Source organism: Gracilibacillus sp. HCP3S3_G5_2, assembly GCF_052063305.1.
Taxonomy (GTDB): Bacteria; Bacillota; Bacilli; order Bacillales; family Amphibacillaceae; genus Gracilibacillus.
This window is the reverse complement of the sequence record NZ_JBQHXU010000005.1, coordinates 236,786-262,046: the sequence shown is the minus strand read 5'-3', so window position 1 is coordinate 262,046 and position 25,261 is coordinate 236,786. Positions and strand designations below refer to the sequence as shown.

Genomic DNA, 25,261 nt, shown 5'->3' with positions numbered 1-25,261 from the left:
AGGAGGAAGTCAAATGGAAGCAAAAAAAGGGGTAAATCTCAGAATAAAACTGGTAATATTTACTACGTTACTAGCGATTATCACCTACTCTACTAGTGCGTTTTTTATTTATGTGTTATCAGGAGTAATAAGGGAATTCGTCCATATACCAGAAATATGGTATGTACTAGGCACCTTAACATTAGGGATTATTTGGTCAGGTATTCTAGCTTTCATTGCGGCCGGATTTATTACAAAATCACTTAACAAATTGAAAAGTGTGGCAACAAAAGTGGCAGACGGAGATTTAAATGTCGAGATTGAGCAACCGAAAACAAAGGGCGATGAGATTAGTGAATTAACACTTGCTTTTCAAAAAATGGTATATCAATTGAGAACGGTGCTAACGGAGATTGAAAGTCATGCGACAGAAACATCTCAATCTGTACATAAAATGAAAGAGGTTGCCTCTAAATCAAAAGAACATACAGATGTTTTAGAAGACACGATTAGCCAAATTTCGACAGGTTCTGAAGAAACTTCTGAAGCTATTCAGCAAACGGCAGAGGCTGTGGAAAATTCCACTCATCTTGCTACCCAAGTAGACAAGAAAGCAGAAGATTCACAGCATAAATCAAATGAGATGGTGGAGCAGCTAAATGAATCTAAAAATATTATTAGTCAATTAGTCACAGGTATCACCATCATGGCAGATAAGCAGGATCATGCGCTTAATGATGTGAATCGATTGTCTCAGAAGGCGAAAGAAGTCGAAAACGTTATTTCCCTCGTAGGGGAGATTAGTGAACAGACGAATCTATTAGCACTGAACGCTTCAATTGAAGCATCTCGGGCTGGTGAAGAGGGGAAAGGATTCGCAGTTGTGGCAGAAGAAGTAAGAAAATTAGCGGATCAAAGTTCAGAAGCTGTTCAAACGATATCTAATTTGATTCAGGATATGCAAAAAGATGTCGAACTGGTAGTAGATAATATGCGTACACATGTAGATGAAACACGTGGAGAAGTGAAAAAAGGTGAGCAAACGAATGAAGTTATTGATAACATGTCGGAGTCCGTACTTCAGGTTGCCTCTGCTATCGGAGAAATATCACAGCTTGTAGATAACCAATTACAAGAAATTGAAGCAACACAAGCAAAGTCACAAAATGTTGCGGCCATTGCAGAAGAAACCTCTGCTGGTGCAGAGGAAATGCGGGCAACGGTTGAAGAACAGGCAAATTTTGCGGAAGATTTAGAAGAATTGGCGATTTCACTCGATAAACAAGCACAAAACTTGAAAATCAAGATCGAGCAATTTAAGCTAAGCTAAACAATACTTTTAAAAAAAGGAGCATTTATTGCTATGAAAGTCATTTTAGCATCCGATCATGGTGGTATCAATCTGTCCAAGGAAATTGCATCTCTGTTAGAAGAACTCAATATTGAATATGAAAATATTGGCTGTGATTGTGAAGATTCTGTCGATTATCCAGATTACGGAATTCCAGCTGCTGAGCGTGTAGCAAGTGGTGAATTTGATCGTGGTATATTGATTTGTGGAACGGGAATTGGTATGTCGATTGCTGCCAACAAAGTAAAAGGTATTCGTGCTGCATTAGTACATGATCTATTTAGTGCGAAAGCAACACGTGAGCATAACGATTCGAATATGATCACTATGGGTGAACGTGTGATTGGGCCTGGTTTGGCAAGAGAAATCGTCAAAACATGGTTAGGTACAGAATTCCAAGGTGGTCGTCACGCAAACCGTGTCGGTAAACTTTCTGATTACGAAAATAAGTAATGGAAAAGAGGAAAAATCCATGAAACTTGATCAATGGGGAGTAGATCTAAAAGCAATTGTAGATGAATGGATTTCACTCAATATTCTTTCAGAAGGTGAGCTCTTTGTTGTCGGCTGTTCAACAAGTGAAGTAGCAGGTGAACGTATCGGTACAGCAGGTAGTGAGGAAGTAGCAGCGATGATTTATCGCGAATTAAGTCGCTTAAAGGAGCAAACCGGTGTACATTTATGTTTTCAATGCTGTGAACACCTAAATAGAGCAGTTGTAGTAGAAAAGAAATTAGTACGTGAACATAACATGGAGGAAGTATCGGTGAGACCAGTACGGCAAGCTGGCGGATCAATGGCAGCATATGCCTATGATCATTTGAGTGGAGCGGTTGTTGTGGAGTCTGTTCAAGCCGATGCTGGTATCGATATTGGTGAAACGATGATCGGAATGCAACTGAAGCCCGTGGCAATACCGCTTAGGTTGGAGAAACGCTACGTTGGCCATGCAAGAACAACAAATGCCCGAACAAGACCGAAGTTAATTGGTGGTCCAAGGGCAGTATATCCGTCATAATGAAAGAATCAGATATGCATCTTTTTGTATTTACGAATAAAAGGTGCATATTTTCTTTTTTTATTCGTGAAAGGTCTAGAATTATTTTGAAAATGATGTTATTTTAGAATGAGATCATCTAAATGACGAATAATATCAAAATACACCTACCAAAAAATATTAGGGGGAGCAAAAATGGATCACGTTAAAAAGTTTGATGCAGATATTTTTCAAGCGATGGAAAACGAAAGAAAGCGCCAAAATGATAAAATCGAATTGATAGCTTCAGAAAACTTTGTCTCAGAGGCAGTTATGGAAGCACAAGGTTCTGTATTAACCAATAAGTATGCGGAAGGTTATCCAGGTCGTCGCTATTATGGAGGCTGTGAGCATGTGGATGTCGCAGAAGATTTAGCGCGTAACCGTGCCAAAGAATTATTCGGTGCAGAGCATGTCAATGTACAACCACACTCTGGTGCACAAGCGAACATGGCTGTTTATTTTACGGTTTTGGAGCCTGGCGATACAGTGCTTGGCATGAACTTAAGTCATGGTGGACACTTAACACATGGAAGTCCGGTTAACTTTAGTGGTAAATTATTCAATTTCGTTGATTACGGTGTTGACAAGGAAACGGAACAAATTGATTATGATGCGGTTTTGGCAAAAGCAAAAGAAGTACAACCCAAATTGATCGTTGCAGGTGCTAGTGCCTACCCTCGTCAGATCAATTTCGCGAAATTCCGTGAGATTGCAGATGAAGTGGGAGCGTATTTAATGGTAGACATGGCCCATATCGCGGGACTTGTGGCAACAGGTTTACATCCAGATCCAGTACCGCACGCTGATTTTGTCACAACGACAACACACAAAACATTACGTGGTCCACGTGGTGGTATGGTGTTATGTAAAGAAGAATTCGCTAAAAAAATCGACAAGACAGTATTCCCAGGTATGCAAGGTGGACCATTAATGCATGTAATTGCAGCAAAAGCAGTAGCCCTAAAGGAAGCATTGCAACCATCTTTCAAAGAGTACGGTCAAAATATTATTAAAAATGCTAAGAAATTCGGTGAAGTATTAGAGTCAGAAGGTATTCGTACGGTATCACGTGGAACAGACAATCACCTGTTATTATTAGATGTCCGCGGTCTGAATTTAACAGGTAAGGATGCAGAAGCGGCATTGGATGAGGTAGGAATTACAACGAACAAAAACACGATTCCTTTTGATCCGGAAAGTCCGTTTGTAACAAGCGGAATCCGTGTCGGAACAGCTGCTGTTACAACTCGTGGTTTTGGCGAAGCAGAAATGGAAGAAGTAGCAAAAATCATTGCACTCACATTGAAAAATCCACAAGATGTCGCAACCTTAAACGAAGCACGTGAACGCGTAGCGGCTCTAACTGCGAAATTCCCATTATATCAATAAAAGGAAAGGCTAGACTTAATCTGATCTGGATTGTGTCTAGCTTTCTTTATGGAAAGTCAGATATCATAAGCTCCGAAGTTTTTGAATTATACTTGCATGGTTTCTTGTTTTTCTGTACAATTTTAAGGATGAATATGGTTGTCTACCGGGATATAATTTTGTAAAAAAAGGAGCGTTTTCCTCATGAGTAATGTGTTTGTTTTAGATCATCCGTTAATTCAACACAAATTAACGTACATACGAGATAAAAATACTGGGACAAAAGAATTTCGTGCTTTAGTAGATGAAGTTTCTACTTTAATGGCTTTTGAAATTACCAGAGATCTTCCGCTAGAAGAAACGACAATTGAAACACCAGTCACTACCGCTACAACTAAAGTACTAAGTGGAAAGAAAATGGGGATTATTCCTATCTTAAGAGCGGGATTAGGTATGGTAGATGGCATGTTATCCCTTATTCCTGCTGCTAAAGTTGGACATGTTGGCCTTTATCGTGATCCAGAAACATTAAAACCTGTCGAATACTATATTAAGCTGCCATCTGATATCGAAGAGCGTGAATTAATCGTTGTTGATCCAATGTTAGCAACTGGCGGTTCTGCCAATGATGCGATTCATTCCTTGAAGAAGCGTGGCGCAACTAACATTAAGCTTATGTGCTTACTTGCAGCACCAGAAGGGGTAGAAGTCATTCAAAAAGAACACCCTGACGTTGATATCTACCTCGGAGCACTTGATGAAAAATTGAATGAAAAAGGTTATATTATTCCTGGTCTTGGTGATGCGGGAGACCGCTTATTTGGAACTAAATAATACTCTAAATACAAAAAGGAATGTTGCCATGCATTCCTTTTTGTATTTTAAAAAATACTCAAATGAACAGGGTTTAAGTGGGAAATGTCGAAAGTAATAAAGAGGAAAATGGAAAAATCAAAAAAGGTGGTAATGAAATGGAAGAAAAAATAGAAATGCTAATGCAAGCAAACTACGAATTAGACTATTTTATTGGCAATGTATTGGTAGCAAAAGGAGATCAAATAATATTCAATCAAAGCTATGGTATGTCTGACTATGAGCTGAATAAGCCGCACACCCCATCATCAAAGTTTCTGGTAGGTTCTGTATCCAAGCAATTCATTGCTGCCGCTATCATGAAGTTGCAAGAAGAAGGTAAATTACATGTAAAAGACACCCTCGACAAGTATTTAAAACACTATACTTATGCACCCCAGATTACGCTTCATCACTTACTGACTCACAGTTCGGGAATCCCTAATTACACAGAAACCCTCGAATATTATCTCAACAGGACAAAAGTCCATACGCCCGAGGATATTATGGATTATTTTAGCGATAGGGAGTTACTGTTTAAACCTGGTAGTAACAGTTATTATAGTAATTCTGGTTATGTTTTACTTGCGAAAGTTATTGAATATATAACGAATCTATCTTATGAAGAATACTTAGATCAAGTGATTTTTCAGCCACTCAACATGAAGGATACCGGAGTGCTTAAAAGCGGCACGAATATAGATGGTCCAATGATTGGATACACAGGTACAGCAGATGGATATAAGGAAGGGCCGGTGTTGGAAATGTCCATATGTTATGGCGCAGGAGGAGTCTATTCTACAGTAGAAGACCTTTACAAATGGGACCGATCTTTATATTCGGATACCATTCTAAGTTCGGAGTCTCGTCATCAACTTTTTATAAAACATATTGGAAATTATGGGTATGGATGGGAAGTTTCTGAAAAAAGTGTGCATCACGAAGGGGGAATTACAGGTTTTAACTCACTGATAAGTAGAGATATGGATGAAAAGCTAGTTATTATTATTTTAAGTAATCGAGCCTATTATGGCTCTCGAATAGATATCATTCATCAAGATATTCGTGCTATTCTAGACGGACAATCAATAACATTACCACAGAAAAAAGATTACTTGGAACAAAATCAATTAAATTTTCAGAAGTATTTGGGAGAATATCTAGAACCTAACATGAATATCCTCTTCGGCGTAAAGTATGTAAACGATCGTCTCTGTATATATGAAGCTCAAAATCCAGCATATCCATTAGAACTAAAACCAATTAACCAAGCACCTACAGAGGATATTTTCAGCTTGGAAATGTCACCTGGTATTGTCTCATTTCGAAAAGACCAAGAAGGAGAGGTGAAGGCCGTTACCCTTTTTGAAGATGGATTTTCGGTTGAATTGGAAAAAATAAAATAATTTCACCTATTGAAAAATTGACTAATTTATTATTAGATATAGCTAAGAGAATGACTCTGTATTCTTATTATGAGGTGGAGATATGCAATCTTTTCATACATATCTCCCCTCCTAAACGTAAACAATACTCCTATCCAATTAAAAGGAGTGCTTCAAGTGTCATTCATCTTATCCCTATTCTTATTTACTGCTACAGTTACAGATCCAACCGAATACTCCTTTATTATCGAGGTGGAAGATGACCCACATGAATTCGCTGAAGAAATAGAAACGTATCATTCCAATGTAGAAATTCTTGCTGTATACGATACCATCTTCAATGGGATAGCGATCAAAACAGATCAGCGTAACCTCGACAGAATCAAAAGACGAAATAACTTTCGGCAAACATATTCCGTTCAAGAATATCAAACACAACTAACCCAAACGAACATCAACGAGAGTATCCCTTTTTTAATACCAGATCCCCTTCCGTACACGGGAAAAGGGGTAAAGGTCGGAATCGTTGATACAGGAATAGATTATACGCACCCAGATCTCAAGAAGAATTATAAAGGTGGATATGACCTGGTAGATTTTGACGATGACCCAATGGAATCAACTCCTGAACAAGGTATCCCTACGCTGCATGGCTCCCATGTCGCAGGAATAATAGGGGCGAACGGTCAGATGAAAGGAGTGGCTCCAGATGCGGAACTCTATGCCTATCGAGCACTCGGACCAGGTGGAACCGGGACAACTGTACAGGTAATGGCGGGGATTGAGGCCGCTGTAAAAGATGGGATGGACATTATCAACCTTTCATTAGGAAATTCGATTAATGGTCCCGATTGGCCGACAAGTGTTGCTGTAAATCGCGCAACAGAAAAAGGGGTGACGGTAGTTATTGCCAATGGTAATACGGGACCTGATTTATGGACGGTTGGGTCACCAGCAACAGCCAGTCAAGTCATTTCTGTCGGCGCATCAACCCCGAAACTAAAACGTCCTTTTCTGTTTGATCGGTTTCATGATAAAAAAATAGAGATCATCCCGATGCAAGGCTCACCTAATTGGGATTTCCCTCGTGATTTAGAAGTAACGGATAATCAAGAAGAACTAAAGAATGATGCGATTCTAATAACAGATCGGGAAGAAGAGATTCCCTTTGCTCAATTAGCAGCCGAGGCTGAAGCTAATGGCGCCGCAGCGTTACTAATTGCAAACAATGAAGAAGAAGGGGTTTTTGAGGGTGCTGTAGATCCAAATATATCCATACCGGTTGCAGCGATCAGTCAAGAGGATGGAACATGGTTAAAAGAAAATCCGGGTTATTTATCGATTGAATATGAGGAAATTCAAGATACGATAACGGAATTTAGTTCACGTGGACCGGTTACTGTTAATTGGGCAATAAAACCAGAAATAGTTGCGCCAGGTGCCGGTATTTTAAGTACGGTACCTGGTGGATATCAGGCATTAAATGGAACAAGTATGGCAGCACCTCATGTCGCAGGTGTACTAGCTTTGTTGAAAGAAGCTCATCCGGATTGGACACCGGCTCAATTGAAGGCGGCAATTTTGACTACAGCTGAACCTTTTCATAACTTTCAGCCGATTGAACAAGGAGCAGGGAAAATCAACCCGAAAAAAGCACTCGAAACCGATACCTTAATCCATCAATCGCTCCTGCAATTTGGTAAGATAACTGGTCATAGTGAACAAAAAACAAGCAAGCTTACTGTAGAAAATATCTCTGATCAAACCAAGCAATATGCTTTTACGTTACCAGAGCAAGATCAGGACATTCGTTTTCAGTTGCCAAAAAGCTTCACTCTACAACCAGGTGAGAAGAAAGAAGTTGAGGTAAAAGCAACGATTAGGACAGGTCAACTCGAGGAAGGGATGAAACAAGGATACCTTTTTTTGAACGATACCCCTATTCCGTACATGTTTTTAACAGAAGAAAATGAGATACCGAAAGCGATGGGCCTTGAATTAACGATAACACCACTAGAAGATTCTTATCATTATCAATTATATTTAGTAGAAGCAGCAGAAAAACTAACTATTGACCTATACGATGCCAACACATTTGCATTTGTCACTACGTTGGAAGAACGAACAGCATTACAACCAGGTGTTATTGAAGGAGAAATTGAACAACAACAACTTCTCGAAGGGCATTACATCGCCAACATAACTATTCAAACAAGCAACGGCCAGATCTATCAGTATCAAACAATTTTAGATGGTGGGGTTGGTTGAAGCTCCTGTGGAGTGGGTGAAAGAGATAAAGATCTCTCTCTAACCTGCTTCACACCTTTTATTTCGCGACACGAAGTAATTGTCACATTTTTTTCGAAAAGTGTTGTTTTCCACATGATGGCTAGCAGGAAAAGGAGTCTCTCAAAAAGTGTGGAAATTTGTCTGTTTATTTTTGTTTTTTGTCTGTGAAATCGATTGACAATAAAGAACCCCTATTGTATGCTAATTTAGTGTGGATGATAAGGGTTACAGTGTGACAAATATCACGAAAAAGGAAAATGGCAATCGTATCTATCCGTTTTTCTTATCTATACATATGTAATAGGTTTTGTATATTAGGAGTGAGTAAATGTCACCACCGAAAAAGAGCCCTTACCATGGATTAGCAGTTTATAGTGCTGTCTTGTCACAAATTGTCGGTGCGCCATTAATTGGCTTGTTTATCGGCAGAAGTGTGGACAAGTATCTCTCCACATCACCACTTTTTTTAGTGATCGGATTACTTTTTGGTCTAGGAGCCGGTTTATACGGAACCATTCATTACGTACGAGATTTAACGGGAGACGAGTAACTATGAATCAATACAAAAATATGATAACCCGTCAGCGTAAATGGATGTTCTATCTCCTTGCACTTTTTGTTCTTGGCTGGGGTTTTACACCTTTTCCAAGAGTATTCCTCGGACTTCTCCTAGGAACAGCATTAAGCTTTTATAATTTATGGGTAATGCAACGTAAGATCGACCGTTTTGGAAAGGCAATTTCGGATGGTGGTCGACCAGGGGGAATTGGTACGTTTACCCGCTTAGCTACTGCAGCATTAGCGGTACTCATCGCAATGCGCTTTGAAGAATATTTCCATTTAATGTCTGTTATTTTGGGATTAATGACAACTTATGTTGTTATTATGATAGATTTTGCATTTTTTAGAAAACTAGACGAGCAAAAGGAAGTGAGGTGAAGGAATTGGATCACGAATCACCGATGTTGGAAGATCTATTTGGTATTCCATGGCTAGATTTTAACCTTTCCACTACATTAATGACTTTTGTTTCTTCTGTCATTGTATTTATCATCTGTACACTAGCAGCGAGAAACCTCAAAATGAAGCCAACTGGTTTTCAAAACTTTATGGAGTGGATTGTAGATTTTGTCAAAGGTATTATCGGGGATACGATGGATTGGAAAACAGGTAAAGTATTTTTACCACTTGGTTTAACGTTACTAGTATATATCTTTATTAGTAACATTCTTGGTGTTATTACTATGGGTGTATGGGGTCATACGCTATGGTGGAAATCACCTACTTCAGATGCAACGCTCACCTTATCATTATCAGCGTTGGTCATCATTTTAACTCATTATTATGGAGTGAAAGTAAAAGGGTTCAAGGAGTATACAAAAGATTATGTGCGTCCTGTACCATTTTTACTACCATTTAAGATTATTGAAGAATTTACGAACACCTTAACATTGGGTCTACGTCTCTTCGGTAATATCTTTGCGGGAGAAATTTTATTATCACTTATTACCAAAATGGCCTTCGTGGCTATACCATTTACATTTATTTCCATCATTCCGATGATGGCATGGCAAGGATTCAGTTTATTCATAGGTGCTATCCAAGCATTTATTTTCACAATGTTAACAATGGTTTATATGTCTCATAAAGTGAGTTCAGACCATTAAAATATTAAAATAGTAATGATTTATACATTTTAAAGGAGGAAATACAATGGGAGCTTTAGCAGCTGCAATTGCAATTGGTTTAGCGGCACTTGGTGCTGGTTTAGGTAACGGTATGATCGTAAGTCGTACAGTAGAAGGGATTGCACGTCAACCAGAATTAAGAGGTGCACTTCAAACAACAATGTTTATCGGGGTAGCGTTAGTAGAGGCGATTCCAATTTTCGCCGTAGTTATTGCCTTTATGGTAATGTAATCATATTTAATGTTGATAGAATGGCGAAGTTCGTCCAAGACAACCTTCGCCATTACTTTGTAAAAAGAAAAGCGAAGTTTGCTAGTTGCTGGCGCTTATAGCTAGACAAGAAAAGCGAAGAGGGCCTGTTCAGCAACGTATTAAACTGGACTGAACCGGAAGGAGATAAAGGAAACACGACGAAGACTGAGTCGATGTTGACTTATCGTACGGAGGTGAGGGAAGTTTACTAGTTGCTGGCGCTTATAGCTAGACAAGAAAAGCAAAAAGCACCGTTTAATGGTGTAATTAAGAGTTTTATATAAATAAAGAATGTAATGTAAAAGTGAAATAGATGACTAATCGTGGGAAGGAGTGAACACTGTGCAACTTTTAGCAGGTGGAGTGACCATTCAAGCTTCAATTGGCGGTTTGCAAGGTGGAGATATGGCATTTGCTATTATCAGTTTCCTCGCTTTACTAGCATTATTGAAAAAATTTGCGTGGGGTCCATTAATGAACAAGATGGAAGAGCGCGAAAACTATATTGCAAATGAAATTGACACAGCTGAAAAGAACCGGGCAGAAGCTGAAAAAGCAGCACGTGAAGCAAATGAACAATTAAAGGCGACGCGTCAGGAAGCACACCAAATTATCGAAGATGCGAAAAAAGCTGCCGGTCAGCAAGAAAAAGCGATTATCGATGCAGCGAACGAGGCAGCAGCTCGTTTGAAGAAGTCTGCAGAAGAAGATATCGCACGCGAAAAAGAAAAAGCAGTCGAGGCACTTCAGGCACAAGTGGCAACATTGTCTGTACAAATTGCTACTAAAGTGATTGAAAAAGAAATCAGTGCTGAAGATCAAGAACAGTTGATCAGTGAGTACATTAAAGAGGTAGGAGAAGAGCAATGAGTAAAACGAATGTAGCAAAACGTTATGCAGAAGCTCTTTTTCAAATCGGTCAGGAAAAAGAAACAATTGATTTCCTAGAAACAGAACTGGCAACTGTCAAAGAAGTTTTTCAAACTAATAAAGCATTTCTTCCATTCTTACAGCATCCAAAAGTAGAAACAGAAAAGAAAAAGCAGCTACTGAATGAAGCATTTGCAGGCTTTTCGAAGGATGTATTACATACACTTTCGTTACTTGTAGATCGTCATAATGAAGCAATTGTTCCGGATGTTGTCGATCACTTTATCACTTTTGCGAATGAAGCAAAAGGCGTTAAAGAGGCAACTGTTTATTCGGTTCGCGCATTATCAGATGCAGAAAAACAGGAAATTGAGAATGTGTTTACACAGAAATTAAATGCAAAATCATTAAAGATAAATAACGAGATTGATCCATCCGTTATCGGTGGTGTCAAGATTAGAGTTGGCAACACAGTATTTGACGGCTCTATCAAAGGGAAATTGGATCGTCTTGAACGACAAATTGCAAGAGCAAATTAAGGACGATAGGGGTGAAATGGCATGAGCATTAAAGCTGAAGAAATCAGTGCGCTGATTAAACAGCAAATTGAAAGCTATGATTCAGACATCGAAGTGAGCGATGTTGGTACAGTTATTGAAATTGGTGACGGTATCGCACGTGCACATGGTCTTGATAACGTCATGTCTGGTGAGCTTGTTGAATTTTCAAATGGTGTCATGGGTATGGCACAAAACTTAGAAGAATCAAATGTCGGGATCGTAATCCTTGGACCTTATACCGGAATTCGTGAAGGTGACGAGGTTCGTCGTACAGGTCGTATTATGGAAGTGCCAGTAGGGGAGGAACTTATTGGTCGTGTCGTAAACCCGCTAGGACAACCAGTGGATGGTAAAGGCCCTGTGGAAACTTCTAAAGCACGCCCAATCGAATCTCCGGCACCTGGTGTAATGGATCGTAAATCAGTTGATGAGCCATTACAAACTGGTATCAAAGCGATTGATGCATTAGTACCGATCGGTCGTGGTCAACGTGAGTTAATTATCGGGGACCGTCAGACAGGTAAGACAACAGTAGCAATTGATACCATATTGAATCAAAAAGATGAAGATATGATCTGTATCTATGTTGCAATCGGTCAAAAAGACTCGACTGTACGTGGAACAGTAGAAGTACTTCGTAAACATGGAGCGCTTGACTATACGATCGTAGTATCTGCTGGTGCTAGTGAACCTGCGCCACTTCAATACCTTGCACCATATGCAGGGGTATCCATGGGTGAAGAGTTCATGTACAATGGCAAGCACGTATTGGTTGTATATGATGACTTAACGAAACAAGCGAACGCTTATCGTGAGCTGTCACTACTATTACGTCGTCCACCAGGACGTGAAGCATTCCCTGGGGATGTATTCTACTTACACTCTCGTTTACTAGAGCGTGCAGCAAAACTTAGTGATGCAAAAGGTGGAGGTTCATTAACAGCACTTCCATTTGTTGAAACACAAGCAGGGGATATCTCCGCTTATATTCCGACAAACGTCATTTCGATTACAGATGGACAAATTTTCTTACAATCTGATTTATTCTTCTCAGGTGTACGTCCAGCGATCAACCCTGGTCTATCGGTATCACGTGTAGGTGGTTCCGCACAGATCAAAGCGATGAAGAAAGTTGCTGGTACGTTACGTCTAGACTTAGCTTCTTTCCGTGAATTGGAATCATTCGCTCAGTTCGGTTCTGATTTGGATAAAGCAACACAAGCGAAGTTAAATCGTGGTGCACGTACAGTAGAAGTACTAAAACAAGGCCTGCATAAGCCATTAGTGGTAGAAAAACAAGTTATGATTATCTATGCCTTAACAAAAGGTTTCCTAGATGACATTCCTGTTGAAGATATCACACGCTTTGAAGAAGAGTTCTTGGCATGGTTAGACAACAATAAGCCTGAGCTACTTTCAACAATCAAAGAAACAGGAGCTTTAGCAGACGAAGGTGACATGAGCGGAGCAATTGAAGAATTCAAGAAAACATTCGTCGTATCTGAATAATGATAGAAAAGCGAAAGTGTCCGATGACTTTCGCAAGTATATGCGTCAACCTTTTAGGAAAGGGCGGTGAAACAACGTGGCATCTCTTAGAGATATCAAAACGCGAATTAATTCCACACAAAAGACAAAACAGATCACCAAAGCAATGCATATGGTATCTGCTTCAAAGCTAAGCAAAGCAGAGGAATTTGCTAAAGCTTTTGATCCATACAGCAATAAGATCAAAGAAGTTGTTAACAGTATTGCTGGTAGTGGTCAGGATGCAGAACACCCTATGCTACAGACTCGTGAAGTAAAAAAGACTGCCTATTTTGTCATCACAGCTGACCGTGGTCTTGCAGGAGCTTTTAACAGTGGAATCCTTCGTGAAGTATATCGTACCATTCAGGAGAAGCATCAATCAAAAGATGAATATGCCGTGATCGCAGTAGGACGAATGGGTCGTGACTTTTTTAGGAAACGTGATATTCCAATTCTTAAGGAAATCACAGGTCTTTCAGATCAACCTAACTTTGCGGATATCAAAGATTTAACGTCTGAAACGGTACAACTTTTTATTGATGGAGAAATAGATGAATTAGTGATCTTCTATAATCATTTCATTAGTGCGATTTCACAAAAGGTAACATCGAAAAAACTTTTACCATTAACAGATCTTGCAGAAGAATCTGGTGGTGTAAAGAGCACGTATGAATATGAACCGAATCAACAACAAATTTTAGATGTATTATTGCCACAATATGCGGAGAGCTTAATCTTTGGTGCACTATTAGACAGTAAAGCGAGTGAGCATGCTTCTCGGATGACTGCCATGAAAAGTGCGACAGATAACGCGGATGAACTTATTGATGACTTATCACTACAGTATAACCGTGCAAGACAAGCGGCAATTACGCAGGAAATCACCGAAATCGTTGGTGGGGCAGCCGCATTGGAATAATATAATCGCACAATAGCAAAACTTTAGTTAGGAGGGAAATCGATGGCAAAAGGACACGTTATTCAAATTATGGGACCGGTTGTCGACGTAAAATTCGAAGACGGCCATCTCCCTGAAATTTACAACGCGTTAAAGGTACAGTATGAAGCGGACGGTGAAGCACAAGAACTTACGGTAGAAGTTGCTCTTCACTTAGGCGATGATTCTGTACGTACAATTGCGATGTCATCTACAGAAGGTGTGCAACGTGGTGCAGAAGTAACGGATTTAAACGCACCAATTTCAGTACCAGTAGGTGATGTTACACTAGGTCGTGTCTTCAACGTTTTAGGTGAGAAAATTGACCTTGACGAAGAAATTGGTGAGGATGTTCGTCGTGATCCAATTCACCGAGAATCACCACAATTTGAAGACTTATCAACAGAAACAGAAATTCTCGAAACAGGTATTAAAGTAGTAGACTTATTAGCACCTTACATCAAAGGTGGTAAGATCGGTTTATTTGGTGGTGCGGGTGTAGGTAAAACCGTACTTATTCAGGAACTGATCAATAATATCGCACAAGAGCATGGTGGTATTTCTGTATTCGCAGGTGTTGGGGAGCGTACGCGTGAAGGAAATGACCTTTACTATGAAATGAAAGATTCTGGGGTAATTTCCAAAACAGCGATGGTATTCGGACAAATGAATGAGCCGCCAGGAGCACGTATGCGTGTAGCACTAACTGGTCTTACAATGGCGGAGTATTTCCGTGATGAAAAAGGTGCAGATGTGCTATTATTCATTGATAACATTTTCCGTTTTACACAAGCAGGTTCAGAGGTTTCGGCACTTCTTGGTCGTATGCCATCTGCCGTTGGTTACCAGCCAACACTTGCTACAGAAATGGGTCAATTACAAGAGCGGATTACATCAACTAACAAAGGTTCCGTTACATCTATTCAAGCGATCTATGTACCAGCCGATGACTATACAGACCCTGCACCGGCAACAACGTTCGCCCACTTAGATGCAACAACCAACCTTGATCGTAAATTATCAGAACAAGGTATTTACCCAGCGGTGGATCCACTTGCATCGACATCTCGTGCCCTTGACCCTGAAGTAGTTGGGGAAGAGCACTATAATGTTGCGCGTGAAGTACAACAGACATTACAAAAATATAAAGAACTGCAAGATATTATCGCGATCTTAGGTATGGATGAGTTATCTGATGAAGATAAACTTACGGTAGCTCGTGCTCGTCGTATCCAGTTCTTCTTATCACAAAACTTCCACGTAGCAGAGCAATTTACAGGTCAACCAGGTTCATATGTGCCTGTTAAAGAAACGGTTAAAGGATTCCGTGAAATCCTTGACGGTAAATATGATGACCTTCCAGAAGATGCATTCCGTTTAGTCGGTCGCATTGAAGAAGTAGTAGAAAAAGCCAAACAAATGGCGTAATAGGTAGCAGGGACGTAATCAGTCCCCGATTTGCCATTTATTATAGCCTAAGGAGGGGTTCTGTTGAATACACTAACAGTAAGTGTTGTTACTCCGGATGGCCCTGTTCTGGAAGATTCATTTGAAATGGTTAGCTGTAAAGCTGAGAGTGGAGAGCTTGGGATCTTACCAGGTCACATTCCGCTCGTTGCACCACTGTCCATTAGTGCGGTGCGCTTAAAAGGGGAGAATCCACAACGAATCGCTGTAAGTGGAGGATTCCTTGAGGTTCGTCCTGATAAAGTGACAATTCTTGCACAATCAGCAGAGCGACCTGAAGATATTGACATTGAGCGTGCCCGTGCAGCGAAGGAACGAGCAGAACGTCGTTTACAAGCTAAGCAAGATGAAATAGATTTCAGAAGGGCAGAATTAGCACTTAAACGTGCCTTAAACCGAATCGACGTTGTAGAAAATAGATAATCATGAAAAAGGGCTGCCTCAACCATTTGGTTGAGTGCAGCCCTTTTTCAAGTTGCAAGAAGCCCCCCGAAAGTTGCAAGAAGCCCCCCGAAAGTTGCAAGAAGCCCCCCGAAAGTTGCAAGAAGCCCCCCGAAAGTTGCAAGAAGCCCCCCGAAAGTTGCAAGAAGCCCCTGTCGATAGATAATAATTTATCTGAATTTCCCGGGAAATATCGAAGGATATCCAATAAAGGCGAATCATTGATAGATGTGTTAAAATATACAAAAAGCATGAAAACGAGGGATATATTATGATGCAAAGCTTGGCCCAAGAGGGCTTAATTGGAATACTGTCACATCTTATTTTTATTATCATTACGTGGCAAGTGCTTCAAGCAGTTAATTTTGATGAATTATTTCGCAAAAATAAGGTATATGAAGCACGGATACTCATTATTTTCATCACTATTGCGATTGGTTCAACCGTGAGTAACTTTTTCTTAGACTTCTTAAAATGGTCTCAACAATTGATATACCTTTTCTAAAATCCAAAATAATTTAATAAAAAAAGTATGAATACTTCATTTCCTGACAATACTTCTATTAAAAAAAGGAGAGCGGGAAATGAAGTATTTGTTTATTACACTTGTAACTGTTGGCATGATGTTTTGGATAGATCAAACATTAATAGAGACGAAAACAGATATAGATAATGACAACGAAATAGACGACATGATAGAAATAGTGGATCAGTATAATCTGCAACTATCAAACTTACAAACTACTATTAAGGAGTCAAGAAAAATAACAGACATTAATAGTTTTATTGCTACAATCAATGGGTATCAATTAAGTATGCAAGAAAACGAAGAAAATAGTCGGATCAAATTCGAGTCAGACCGACAAGAATCTACTGGTATTAGCGAATCACTGTTATTAGTGCGCACTGATGAACAAAAAAATCACTACCAAGTTATTTATACTATTACATCGACCGAAACAGCACCTGATGTACTAAATCGATACAAAGAAAGAACCAGGACAATAACAAATGAACTATTTACAGAAAATGCTCAATATTTTACTTGTGTTGAAGCCTGGAATGATGGTATTATAGATATTGTTTGTTTAATAAATTTTTTGAATAAAAGACTGAATTTGACAATAATCGATGAAATAAATGAACCACATTTCCATTCATGGACAGGCTTCACACCAGATTGGAATAATAAATTGAAGCAACAGAATGATGAAAAAATTAACGTACAAATCGCAGTTAGAGAGCGGATAGGAGAGCGGACAACTGTCACTATAGGAACACCTATCCTAATACATGAATACTAATAATAATGAATATGGTCTACAGAGGAGAATGAGCCTTGGAAAATATCATCGTACGTGGTGGCAGACAGTTAAACGGTACTGTAAGAGTTGAAGGAGCAAAAAATGCTGTACTGCCTGTCATTGCCGCAAGCATAATCGCAAGTGAAGGAAAAAGCATTATACACGAAGTACCTGCATTGGCAGATGTGCACACAATAAATCAAGTATTAAAGCATATGAACGCAGAAGTGACTTATCAAGCAAATACGGTAACAGTTGATGCAACAAAACCATTATTAACGGAAGCACCTTTTGAATATGTAAGAAAAATGCGAGCATCAGTCCTCGTTTTAGGACCTCTTTTAGCACGTTATGGTCATGCAAAGGTCGCTTTGCCTGGTGGATGTGCGATTGGATCACGACCAATTGACTTGCATTTAAAAGGGTTTGAAGCTATGGGGGCCGATGTCCATGTTGGTAATGGCTTTGTCGAAGTTTCTACTAGAAGTAGATTAAAAGGGGCTAAAATATATTTGGATATGCCAAGTGTTGGGGCAACCGAAAATATTATGATGGCAGCCGCTCTTGCACAAGGAAGAACGACTATTGAGAACGCAGCAAAAGAGCCGGAAATAGTAGACTTAGCGAATTACTTAAATAAAATGGGTGCTAAAGTTACAGGTGCAGGAACTGAAACAATTAAAATCGAAGGTGTCGACAAGCTTCATGGAGTAGAGCATACGATTATTCCAGACCGTATTGAAGCAGGAACATTTATGGTAGCAGCAGCTATTACTGGTGGTAATGTCTTAATAGAAAATGCCGAAATTGAACATATTCGTGCCCTCGTTTCAAAAATGGAAGAGATGGGCGTTAAGATTACGGAAGAGAGAAATGGTATCCGTGTTATTGGACCCAAAAAATTAAAAGCAACAGATATTAAAACATTACCACATCCAGGATTCCCGACAGATATGCAATCACAAATGATGGCTTTGATGTTACAGGCATCAGGTACCGGAGTGATTACTGAAACAGTTTTTGAAAATCGTTTTATGCACGTCGAGGAATTTCGTAGAATGAATGCTAAATTAAAAATAGAAGGCCGTAGCGTCATCGTAGAAGGTCCTGTCAATCTTCAGGGGGCAGAAGTAGCTGCGACTGATTTGCGTGCCGGAGCAGCCTTAATTTTAGCAGGATTGGTAGCAGAAGGGTATACTCGTGTCACTTCTCTACACCATATCGACAGAGGGTATGTGGATATCACAGAAAAATTTGCTAGCTTAGGCGCAGATATTGAACGGGTAAAACAACAAGAAACTACTATTATAGCAGAAGTACAACAAGTAGAAGTGCAATAATAGAAAGAGGACAGCTTAATAGAAGCTCGTCCTCTTTTTTTATTTTTTCCTATAGTACCAGCAGAAATAATTCCTACTGTTTGTACCAGTTCTGTACAAGCTCTATGATTTGTATCACAAAAGATAAACGTCTGTAAGACCCCACTAATCGTAGTCTTACTTTATCAATGTTTTGTTCTTTGTTCTAACCTCGTATTCTTGTGAATAAGATAGAGTAGAAAAACAAGAATCACAGAGGAGGTTATCCATGGCCAAGTGGCAGAAAAACAAGTCACAAATAAATTGGAAATTACCAACTATTCTTATTTTAACAACATTACTTACCTTAATGTTTGTCATCCCAACCCTTATTGTCATCCCTTTTAAGGGGGAGGAATCGACAGAAGCATCAGTAGAAAGCGAACCAAGCAACAATGGAACAACAGAAGCTCCCATTACATTAGAATCTCCTTTTGATGTCGAAGTATTACGAACGGAAACGAATGAAGTGGAAGAAATCCCGTTAGAGGAGTATGTAACGCATGTAGTTGCTTCTGAAATGCCCGCAGATTTTGAATTAGAGGCATTAAAGGCACAGGCATTGGCAGCAAGAACGTACATTGTGCGCTTTCTGATCCAAGAACAGCCAGAAGATCTTCCTGGTGGAGCAGATGTAAAAGACACAATCGATCATCAAGTATATAAAAATAAAGATGAATTACGGCAAGTTTGGGGCAGTGATTACCATTGGAAAATGGATAAAATCACGCAAGCTGTAGCCGAAACACAAGGGGAAATTATTACTTATAGCGATCAGCCTATTACTCCAGCTTTCTTTTCTACTAGTAATGGTTATACGGAGAATTCCGAAGATTACTGGGAAAGTGAATTACCGTATTTACGGACTGTTGAGAGTCCATGGGATGAGGAAATTTCTCCTAGGTTTTTTGACCAACAAGTATTTACGAAAGCAGATTTAGAAGAGAACTTAGAAATTACTCTCACTCAATTAGAGGATTTTCAATTAACAAGAACAGAGAGTAAACGAGTAGCAACTGCCCAAATTGGTGATGAAACGTTAACGGGACGTGAGATCCGTGAAAAGCTAAATCTTCCTTCTAATGACTTCACTGTAACCAAAAAGAATGATCATTATGTCTTCACAACTAAAGGATACGGTCATGGCGTTGGAATGAGCCAATACGGTGCAAACGGTATGGCACAAGAAGGAAAGGACTATCAAGACATCATTGAGCACTATTACCAAGGTGCGCAAGTAAGTACATTAGAACAGACTACACCAACACTTTTAGCAAAAAAATAAAAAAAACATGTATAAATCTTCCTCTATTTGATCACAATGGTAGCTGAGGTGATGCATAATGGAGGAAAACAAGAACGTTTCAAAAAATAGTTGGAAACGTATCTTCAAGAAAAGATGGTTTTTTCCTGCTGTATATCTAGCGGTAGCTGCTCTACTTTTAACAGGAGTTCTATGGTATCAGAATGCTATCAATCAAGTACCAGAGGTAGCAGAAGACATGGAAAATCAATTAAATGAACAAGCAGATCAACAAGCTCAAGATGAAGAAGATGCAACTACTGTCATGCAACAACAGGAAGTACTAGAGATGCCAGTTTCAGAAGACTTGCAAGTGGAAATTGTGACCAAATTTTATGATTATGGAGCAGATGCAGAAGAACAAGAACAGGCGCTCATTTTACATCAAAACAAATACTACCAAAGTGATGGGATTGCTATTTCAACATCAGATCATCAAGCATTTGATGTAAAAGCATCATTATCTGGAACAGTTTCAGAGGTGAAGCATGATCCATTATTAGGTAATGTTGTGAAGATGGAGCATGAACAGGGTATTTCGACATACTATGCTAGTTTAGAAGAAGTACTTGTTGAAGAAGGTAATGAGCTAGAGCAAGGTGAAACCATCGGAACAGCTGGACAGAATACACTTGGTCAAGATAACGGTGTTCATGTACATTTTGAAGTAAGAAAAGATGGAACACCAGTCAATCCGGAGCTTTTTATTAATGAACCTATTAATAAGATTGTAGCACCAGACCAGGAAGAAGACAACGATTCGGCAACTGAAGATGAAGAGAGAGAAGATGAGCGTTCAGAGGAAAATGAGGGCTCAACAGAAGATGAGAGTTCAACAGAAGATGAGAGTTCGACAGAAGACGAAAGCTCAACAGAATCGGAAGAAGATACAGACTTGGGAAATAACAACACAGAATCTTCCAGCGCTATGGAACGAGCGTAATGGAAATCTCCTTACCTGTGAAAAAAGGTAGGGAGATTTTTCATTTTTCAACGCTATTCCTATACTTTCTACTTAAACACTATGAAATCCAATCAAAAACTGTCGATATCCCTAATTATTTGACGAACGATTCTATCAAAAAACCTATTGCATAATTTCTTGAATATGAAATAATAGGTAACTGTGAAAGGAGGTAAATGATGGTACAAATAAAAACAAGCACTGGGACAATGAACCATTTTGAATCGGAAAAGGAACTGCAATTCTCTCAGTTTTTAACAATGATTAGCCTTGATAGTGATGAAGCAGCACAACTAGAAATGGCAAAAGAATTTTTATATAAAAGCAATTCAGACCTGGACAAGCGATTAGCTTTAGAATATTTTTACATGAATGAATGTTATCAGGACTTACAATATTTTATTGAAGTCAATCAAGCAAGTTTGAATGATTTAAATCAGGAATCAGCTATGCTTTATCAATCCATGCTAGATTTAAAAAGTGAGAAACCTGTTCATACCATTAGAAAACAACCGAAATCGATATCTACTCAACATCCAGAATTGAGATGCTTAAAATACTTTTTATATATTGAAATGGATATAAAGGTATACAACTATGAACGGATAGGCTGCTTTTTAAATAAAATTCAAAAACAACTACACCATATCGAAAATCCACTATTTATTACATTTTGCCAAATTAGGATGCAAATCTTATTATTCCAATACTATTGGAAGAGAAATGAATTAATTCTAGCTAGAAAACATGCCTATGAAGCACTGCTCATGCCCTACCACATTAGACAAAAAGCACAACTCCATTTAGACTTAGCACTTAGTTATATATATGAAGATTTCGAATCTAGTGTCTACCATATCGAAGAAGCGAAGTACATAGCTAATTGCTTAGATGACCAGAAAATATTAAATCACATTACAAATAAAACGTATCCATTTATCTGTGCTCATTTTGGAAGAGTGAATGGAGTAACGACCAATGATCCTGTAGAACAAGCACACCTAGAAATTGCCAAAGGAAACGATCAATTGGCAAAGAAAATGTTAGAAGATCTAAATATCACAACTCCCTTTACACAATATTACTTAGGCTTAGCGACAAGAGAGCACCATTTTTTCATATATTCTTATCAACACTTTATGGAGAAAAGGAGTGATCATTTTTTCGCAAGACTACCACTGAAGGCTTCAGAAGGTTTAGGAATATAAAGCGATAAAATGTGATTAGGAGAATAGTGTATGAAGTTGAGAAAAAAATCAGATCCAGATTACGGTGATATTGGTTGAAAAGTGATGGCAGTTAGCCATCACTTTTTTTCTGGGTTCATCGTGTCAGGGATATCGTCGAGCTGTTTCGAAAACCTGTATCGCGACAAAAAGAAGCAGTCCATATCTACTATCGGTCAACCATTCGTGAAGAAGATAACGTTTTTTAAAATAGGCATTATCCCTTACTCGAGTTTTTGCAGGTTAATGCTGTTTGAAATCGACCGCCCTAAAATTACTGTCATAATGGGATGCGCTATTTAATATGATGGTACAAATTATGTTTTATTTGTCTAAGGTGAGGATGCAACTTTAGGTATCGTGGTTAATTTTATCATGGTGATAACCGTCGGTAATGGCCCATACTTCAAGTATCAGGCATTATGCAGACGAAGAGGATGAGCATGGCGGCTCACATCATGATGAGTTTCACTATCCATCAGTGTGGGAAAAACATCCCTACTGTTGAAGTCTCACTATATATAATAGTACTTGTCTCTGTTCACACCTTGGACTGACAACTTTTGGGAGGCGAGTGATGTGCATGACTACATCAAAGAGAGAACATTAAGGATTGGTAGGTACATTGTCGACACGAAGAAGACGGTTCGAGTTATTGCCAAGGAATTTGGAGTTTCAAAAAGTACGGTTCACAAAGATCTAACAGAACGCTTACCTGAACTACATCCCGAATTAGCAAATGAAGTCAAAGAAATACTAAGCCACCATAAAGCAATTCGCCATCTGAGAGGTGGAGAAGCTACTAAAATGAAATATCAAATGCATAGTAAAAAAGCACTAACCGAGACAGAAGAACTAATATCAAAATAATGAATTTGATATCCTCTCTAATTCATACATTTACCTTCTTTGGACATCATACTAACAACTGATACTCCTTGCTATCATAGTTATTCCGGGAAAATCCATTAAAATTATAAAAATAACGACATTTTTTTCTGGAAAGATATAACGATTTTCACTATTTTATGATATTATATATAATTAGAGGTATTATGTACTATAATTCAGAAAGACATCAACTAGCAAACTACATAAACATCATTAAATGACCGATATTAAACATAATAGTAAGGTATTGAAATAGGGAGGATAACCATTCATGTTTTCAAGAGATATTGGAATAGATTTAGGAACTGCGAACGTACTTATTCATGTCAAAGGAAAAGGTATTGTGTTAGATGAACCGTCTGTTGTTGCAATGGACCGTAATACTGGGAAAGTGTTGGAAGTTGGTGAAGAAGCACGCCGGATGGTGGGGCGAACACCAGGAAATATTGAGGCAATTCGACCATTAAAGGATGGCGTTATTGCAGACTTTGATGTGACAGAGTCAATGCTTAGATATTTTATTAACAAAATTAATGTCAAAGGGTTTTTATCAAAACCAAGAATGTTAATTTGCTGCCCGACTAATATTACAAAGGTTGAACAAAAAGCAATCAAAGAAGCAGCGGAAAAATCCGGTGGAAAAAAAGTTTACTTAGAAGAAGAGCCAAAAGTAGCCGCAATCGGTGCTGGTATGGATATTTTCCAGCCAAGCGGGAACATGGTTGTTGATATCGGTGGCGGAACAACAGATATCGCGGTATTGTCTATGGGAGATATCGTAACGGCACAATCTATCAAAATGGCCGGTGACAAATTCGATGGAGAAATCCTTCAGTATGTAAAGCGTAAATATAAATTATTAATTGGTGAAAGAACGGCAGAAGATATTAAAATAAATGTTGCCACAGTATTCCCAGGAGCTCGTAACGAGGAAATTGATATTCGCGGTCGTGATATGGTGACTGGTTTACCAAGAACGATTACGATTCATTCCGAAGAAGTGGAAGAAGCACTTAGAGAATCTATTTCCTTAATTGTCCAATCAGCGAAGACAGTTTTAGAAAAAACACCACCAGAATTATCAGCAGATATTATCGACAGAGGTGTGATACTAACTGGCGGTGGTGCGTTGTTGAATGGCTTAGATCAATTATTGGCAGAGGAACTGAAAGTGCCTGTTTTATTAGCAGAAGAGCCAATGAATTGTGTAGCTAAAGGTACAGGTATTATGTTAGATAACATAGATAAATTAGAACGTTCGATTGTTTAATACATAGTTCTTGTTATCGTAGAGATGAGAGCAGTCTTACTATTTCTCGGCGTGAGAGCTAGATTATAACATAGACTTTTTACGTCAATCGGAGAGGAGTTCTGTATATGTTAAGAGGTTTTTACACAGCTACTAATGGAATGCTAGCACAGCAGCGTAGACAAGAAGTATTATCCAATAATATGACGAATGCACAAACACCTGGATATAAACAAGACCAAACAACATTGAGAGCATTTCCTGAGCTATTGATTCGACGCATGGAAAATCGTGATATTCCTAATTCACAAGGAACAACCGTCCCAACAATGACGGAAATCGGTGCTATTAACACCGGTGTATATGTTCAAGAAACCATTCCTGATTTCATTCAAGGAAGTATTCGTGAAACAGGTGTATCAACGGATTTGGCATTGATACAAGGACAAACTCCAGATGAGGGAGGTTCCGTCTTTTTTACTGTGCAAAACGGTGAAGGTGAGATCCGTTATACAAAAAATGGTAATTTTACTGTTGATGGAGAAGGAAATTTGACGACTAATAATGGCTTTTACGTGTTAGATAATGAGGGTAATCCTATCAATACGGACAACCTATCGTTTACTGTGACACCTGAAGGAATGATCCAGCTAGACGAGGGAGAGGTTCCCTTAGGAATTGCCTATAGTGCTAACCCTAATGATTTAGTAAAAAATGGACAAGACTTATTTGAACTTGAAGAAGATGGAGCAGCATTAGTGGATGCCAGAGGTGTAGCAGGATTGCAATTCTCCATTCAGCAAAACTATTTGGAGAATTCGAATGTAGATGCAGCGCAAACGATGACAGACATGATGCAAGCTTACCGCAGTTTTGAAGCAAATCAAAAAATTATTCAACAATATGATCGCAGTTTAGACAGAGCTGTCAATGAAATTGCACGACTTGGATAATAAA

26 protein-coding genes are annotated in these 25,261 nt (G+C 38.9%); all 26 read left to right on the top strand.

The annotated features are described in order from the left end of the window. Window positions 1-13 precede the first annotated feature (13 nt). The 26 genes from ACTNEP_RS10010 (at window position 14) to ACTNEP_RS09885 (ending at window position 25,257) form a co-directional block, all read left to right on the top strand. The gene (locus ACTNEP_RS10010) at window positions 14-1,309 is read left to right on the top strand and encodes a methyl-accepting chemotaxis protein (RefSeq protein WP_441161782.1); all 1,296 of its coding nucleotides are present in this window, start codon (window positions 14-16) and stop codon (window positions 1,307-1,309) included. Window positions 1,310-1,342: 33 nt separating this feature from the next. After that, entirely contained in the window at window positions 1,343-1,783 is a 441-nt protein-coding gene (gene rpiB, locus ACTNEP_RS10005; protein ID WP_441161780.1) for a ribose 5-phosphate isomerase B, read from the top strand. A gap of 19 nt (window positions 1,784-1,802) precedes the next feature. Next, the gene (locus ACTNEP_RS10000; RefSeq protein ID WP_441161778.1) at window positions 1,803-2,348 is read left to right on the top strand and encodes a TIGR01440 family protein; all 546 of its coding nucleotides are present in this window, start codon (window positions 1,803-1,805) and stop codon (window positions 2,346-2,348) included. A gap of 174 nt (window positions 2,349-2,522) precedes the next feature. After that, window positions 2,523-3,758 (top strand): serine hydroxymethyltransferase, encoded by a 1,236-nt coding sequence (glyA, locus tag ACTNEP_RS09995; RefSeq protein WP_441161776.1) that lies wholly within the window; start codon window positions 2,523-2,525, stop codon window positions 3,756-3,758. A gap of 183 nt (window positions 3,759-3,941) precedes the next feature. Next, on the top strand, window positions 3,942-4,571 hold the full coding sequence (upp, locus tag ACTNEP_RS09990) for a uracil phosphoribosyltransferase (RefSeq protein ID WP_441161775.1): 630 nt from the start codon (window positions 3,942-3,944) through the stop codon (window positions 4,569-4,571). 77 nt (window positions 4,572-4,648) lie between these two features. Continuing rightward, window positions 4,649-5,995: a serine hydrolase domain-containing protein gene (locus tag ACTNEP_RS09985; protein ID WP_441161774.1), complete on the top strand. Its 1,347-nt coding sequence runs from the start codon at window positions 4,649-4,651 to the stop codon at window positions 5,993-5,995. A gap of 156 nt (window positions 5,996-6,151) precedes the next feature. Continuing rightward, window positions 6,152-8,242, top strand: a complete 2,091-nt coding sequence (locus ACTNEP_RS09980) for a S8 family serine peptidase (RefSeq protein ID WP_441161773.1) — start codon at window positions 6,152-6,154, stop codon at window positions 8,240-8,242. Window positions 8,243-8,591: 349 nt separating this feature from the next. Then, window positions 8,592-8,813 (top strand): AtpZ/AtpI family protein, encoded by a 222-nt coding sequence (locus ACTNEP_RS09975; RefSeq protein WP_441161772.1) that lies wholly within the window; start codon window positions 8,592-8,594, stop codon window positions 8,811-8,813. Between the two features lie 2 nt (window positions 8,814-8,815). After that, entirely contained in the window at window positions 8,816-9,202 is a 387-nt protein-coding gene (locus ACTNEP_RS09970; protein WP_441161770.1) for an ATP synthase subunit I, read from the top strand. Window positions 9,203-9,207: 5 nt separating this feature from the next. After that, window positions 9,208-9,930, top strand: a complete 723-nt coding sequence (gene atpB, locus ACTNEP_RS09965) for a F0F1 ATP synthase subunit A (protein WP_441161769.1) — start codon at window positions 9,208-9,210, stop codon at window positions 9,928-9,930. Window positions 9,931-9,976: 46 nt separating this feature from the next. Then, entirely contained in the window at window positions 9,977-10,183 is a 207-nt protein-coding gene (atpE, locus tag ACTNEP_RS09960; RefSeq protein ID WP_018930781.1) for a F0F1 ATP synthase subunit C, read from the top strand. Window positions 10,184-10,546: 363 nt separating this feature from the next. Beyond that, complete coding sequence (gene atpF / locus ACTNEP_RS09955; protein WP_441161767.1) at window positions 10,547-11,074, top strand: F0F1 ATP synthase subunit B; 528 nt, start codon at window positions 10,547-10,549, stop codon at window positions 11,072-11,074. Next, window positions 11,071-11,613 carry a F0F1 ATP synthase subunit delta gene (locus ACTNEP_RS09950; protein WP_441161766.1) on the top strand — a complete coding sequence of 181 codons (543 nt, stop codon included), beginning with the start codon at window positions 11,071-11,073 and terminating at the stop codon, window positions 11,611-11,613. The genes atpF and ACTNEP_RS09950 overlap by 4 nt, the downstream gene beginning before the upstream one ends. Before the next feature lie 21 nt (window positions 11,614-11,634). Next, on the top strand, window positions 11,635-13,143 hold the full coding sequence (gene atpA / locus ACTNEP_RS09945; protein ID WP_441161765.1) for a F0F1 ATP synthase subunit alpha: 1,509 nt from the start codon (window positions 11,635-11,637) through the stop codon (window positions 13,141-13,143). A gap of 76 nt (window positions 13,144-13,219) precedes the next feature. Next, window positions 13,220-14,083 carry an ATP synthase F1 subunit gamma gene (atpG, locus tag ACTNEP_RS09940; protein ID WP_441161764.1) on the top strand — a complete coding sequence of 288 codons (864 nt, stop codon included), beginning with the start codon at window positions 13,220-13,222 and terminating at the stop codon, window positions 14,081-14,083. Window positions 14,084-14,125: 42 nt separating this feature from the next. Further along, a complete protein-coding gene (atpD, locus tag ACTNEP_RS09935; protein WP_441161763.1) occupies window positions 14,126-15,529 on the top strand; it encodes a F0F1 ATP synthase subunit beta in 1,404 nt (467 codons plus the stop codon). A gap of 63 nt (window positions 15,530-15,592) precedes the next feature. After that, a complete protein-coding gene (locus tag ACTNEP_RS09930; protein WP_441161762.1) occupies window positions 15,593-15,991 on the top strand; it encodes a F0F1 ATP synthase subunit epsilon in 399 nt (132 codons plus the stop codon). A gap of 292 nt (window positions 15,992-16,283) precedes the next feature. Further along, on the top strand, window positions 16,284-16,514 hold the full coding sequence (locus tag ACTNEP_RS09925; RefSeq protein WP_441161824.1) for a DUF1146 family protein: 231 nt from the start codon (window positions 16,284-16,286) through the stop codon (window positions 16,512-16,514). Window positions 16,515-16,593: 79 nt separating this feature from the next. Beyond that, on the top strand, window positions 16,594-17,313 hold the full coding sequence (locus tag ACTNEP_RS09920; RefSeq protein WP_441161761.1) for a YwmB family TATA-box binding protein: 720 nt from the start codon (window positions 16,594-16,596) through the stop codon (window positions 17,311-17,313). 35 nt (window positions 17,314-17,348) lie between these two features. Then, complete coding sequence (murA, locus tag ACTNEP_RS09915; RefSeq protein ID WP_441161759.1) at window positions 17,349-18,653, top strand: UDP-N-acetylglucosamine 1-carboxyvinyltransferase; 1,305 nt, start codon at window positions 17,349-17,351, stop codon at window positions 18,651-18,653. A gap of 247 nt (window positions 18,654-18,900) precedes the next feature. Then, a complete protein-coding gene (gene spoIID, locus ACTNEP_RS09910; RefSeq protein WP_441161758.1) occupies window positions 18,901-19,956 on the top strand; it encodes a stage II sporulation protein D in 1,056 nt (351 codons plus the stop codon). 58 nt (window positions 19,957-20,014) lie between these two features. Beyond that, window positions 20,015-20,917: a peptidoglycan DD-metalloendopeptidase family protein gene (locus ACTNEP_RS09905; protein ID WP_441161757.1), complete on the top strand. Its 903-nt coding sequence runs from the start codon at window positions 20,015-20,017 to the stop codon at window positions 20,915-20,917. A 200-nt stretch (window positions 20,918-21,117) separates the two neighbouring features. Further along, on the top strand, window positions 21,118-22,146 hold the full coding sequence (locus ACTNEP_RS09900) for an AimR family lysis-lysogeny pheromone receptor (RefSeq protein ID WP_441161755.1): 1,029 nt from the start codon (window positions 21,118-21,120) through the stop codon (window positions 22,144-22,146). 597 nt (window positions 22,147-22,743) lie between these two features. Then, complete coding sequence (gene spoIIID / locus ACTNEP_RS09895) at window positions 22,744-23,034, top strand: sporulation transcriptional regulator SpoIIID (RefSeq protein ID WP_441161754.1); 291 nt, start codon at window positions 22,744-22,746, stop codon at window positions 23,032-23,034. Window positions 23,035-23,326: 292 nt separating this feature from the next. Beyond that, window positions 23,327-24,325, top strand: coding sequence for a rod shape-determining protein (locus ACTNEP_RS09890; RefSeq protein WP_441161752.1), 999 nt, complete (start codon window positions 23,327-23,329; stop codon window positions 24,323-24,325). 107 nt (window positions 24,326-24,432) lie between these two features. Beyond that, on the top strand, window positions 24,433-25,257 hold the full coding sequence (locus ACTNEP_RS09885) for a flagellar hook-basal body protein (RefSeq protein WP_441161751.1): 825 nt from the start codon (window positions 24,433-24,435) through the stop codon (window positions 25,255-25,257). Window positions 25,258-25,261 lie beyond the last annotated feature (4 nt).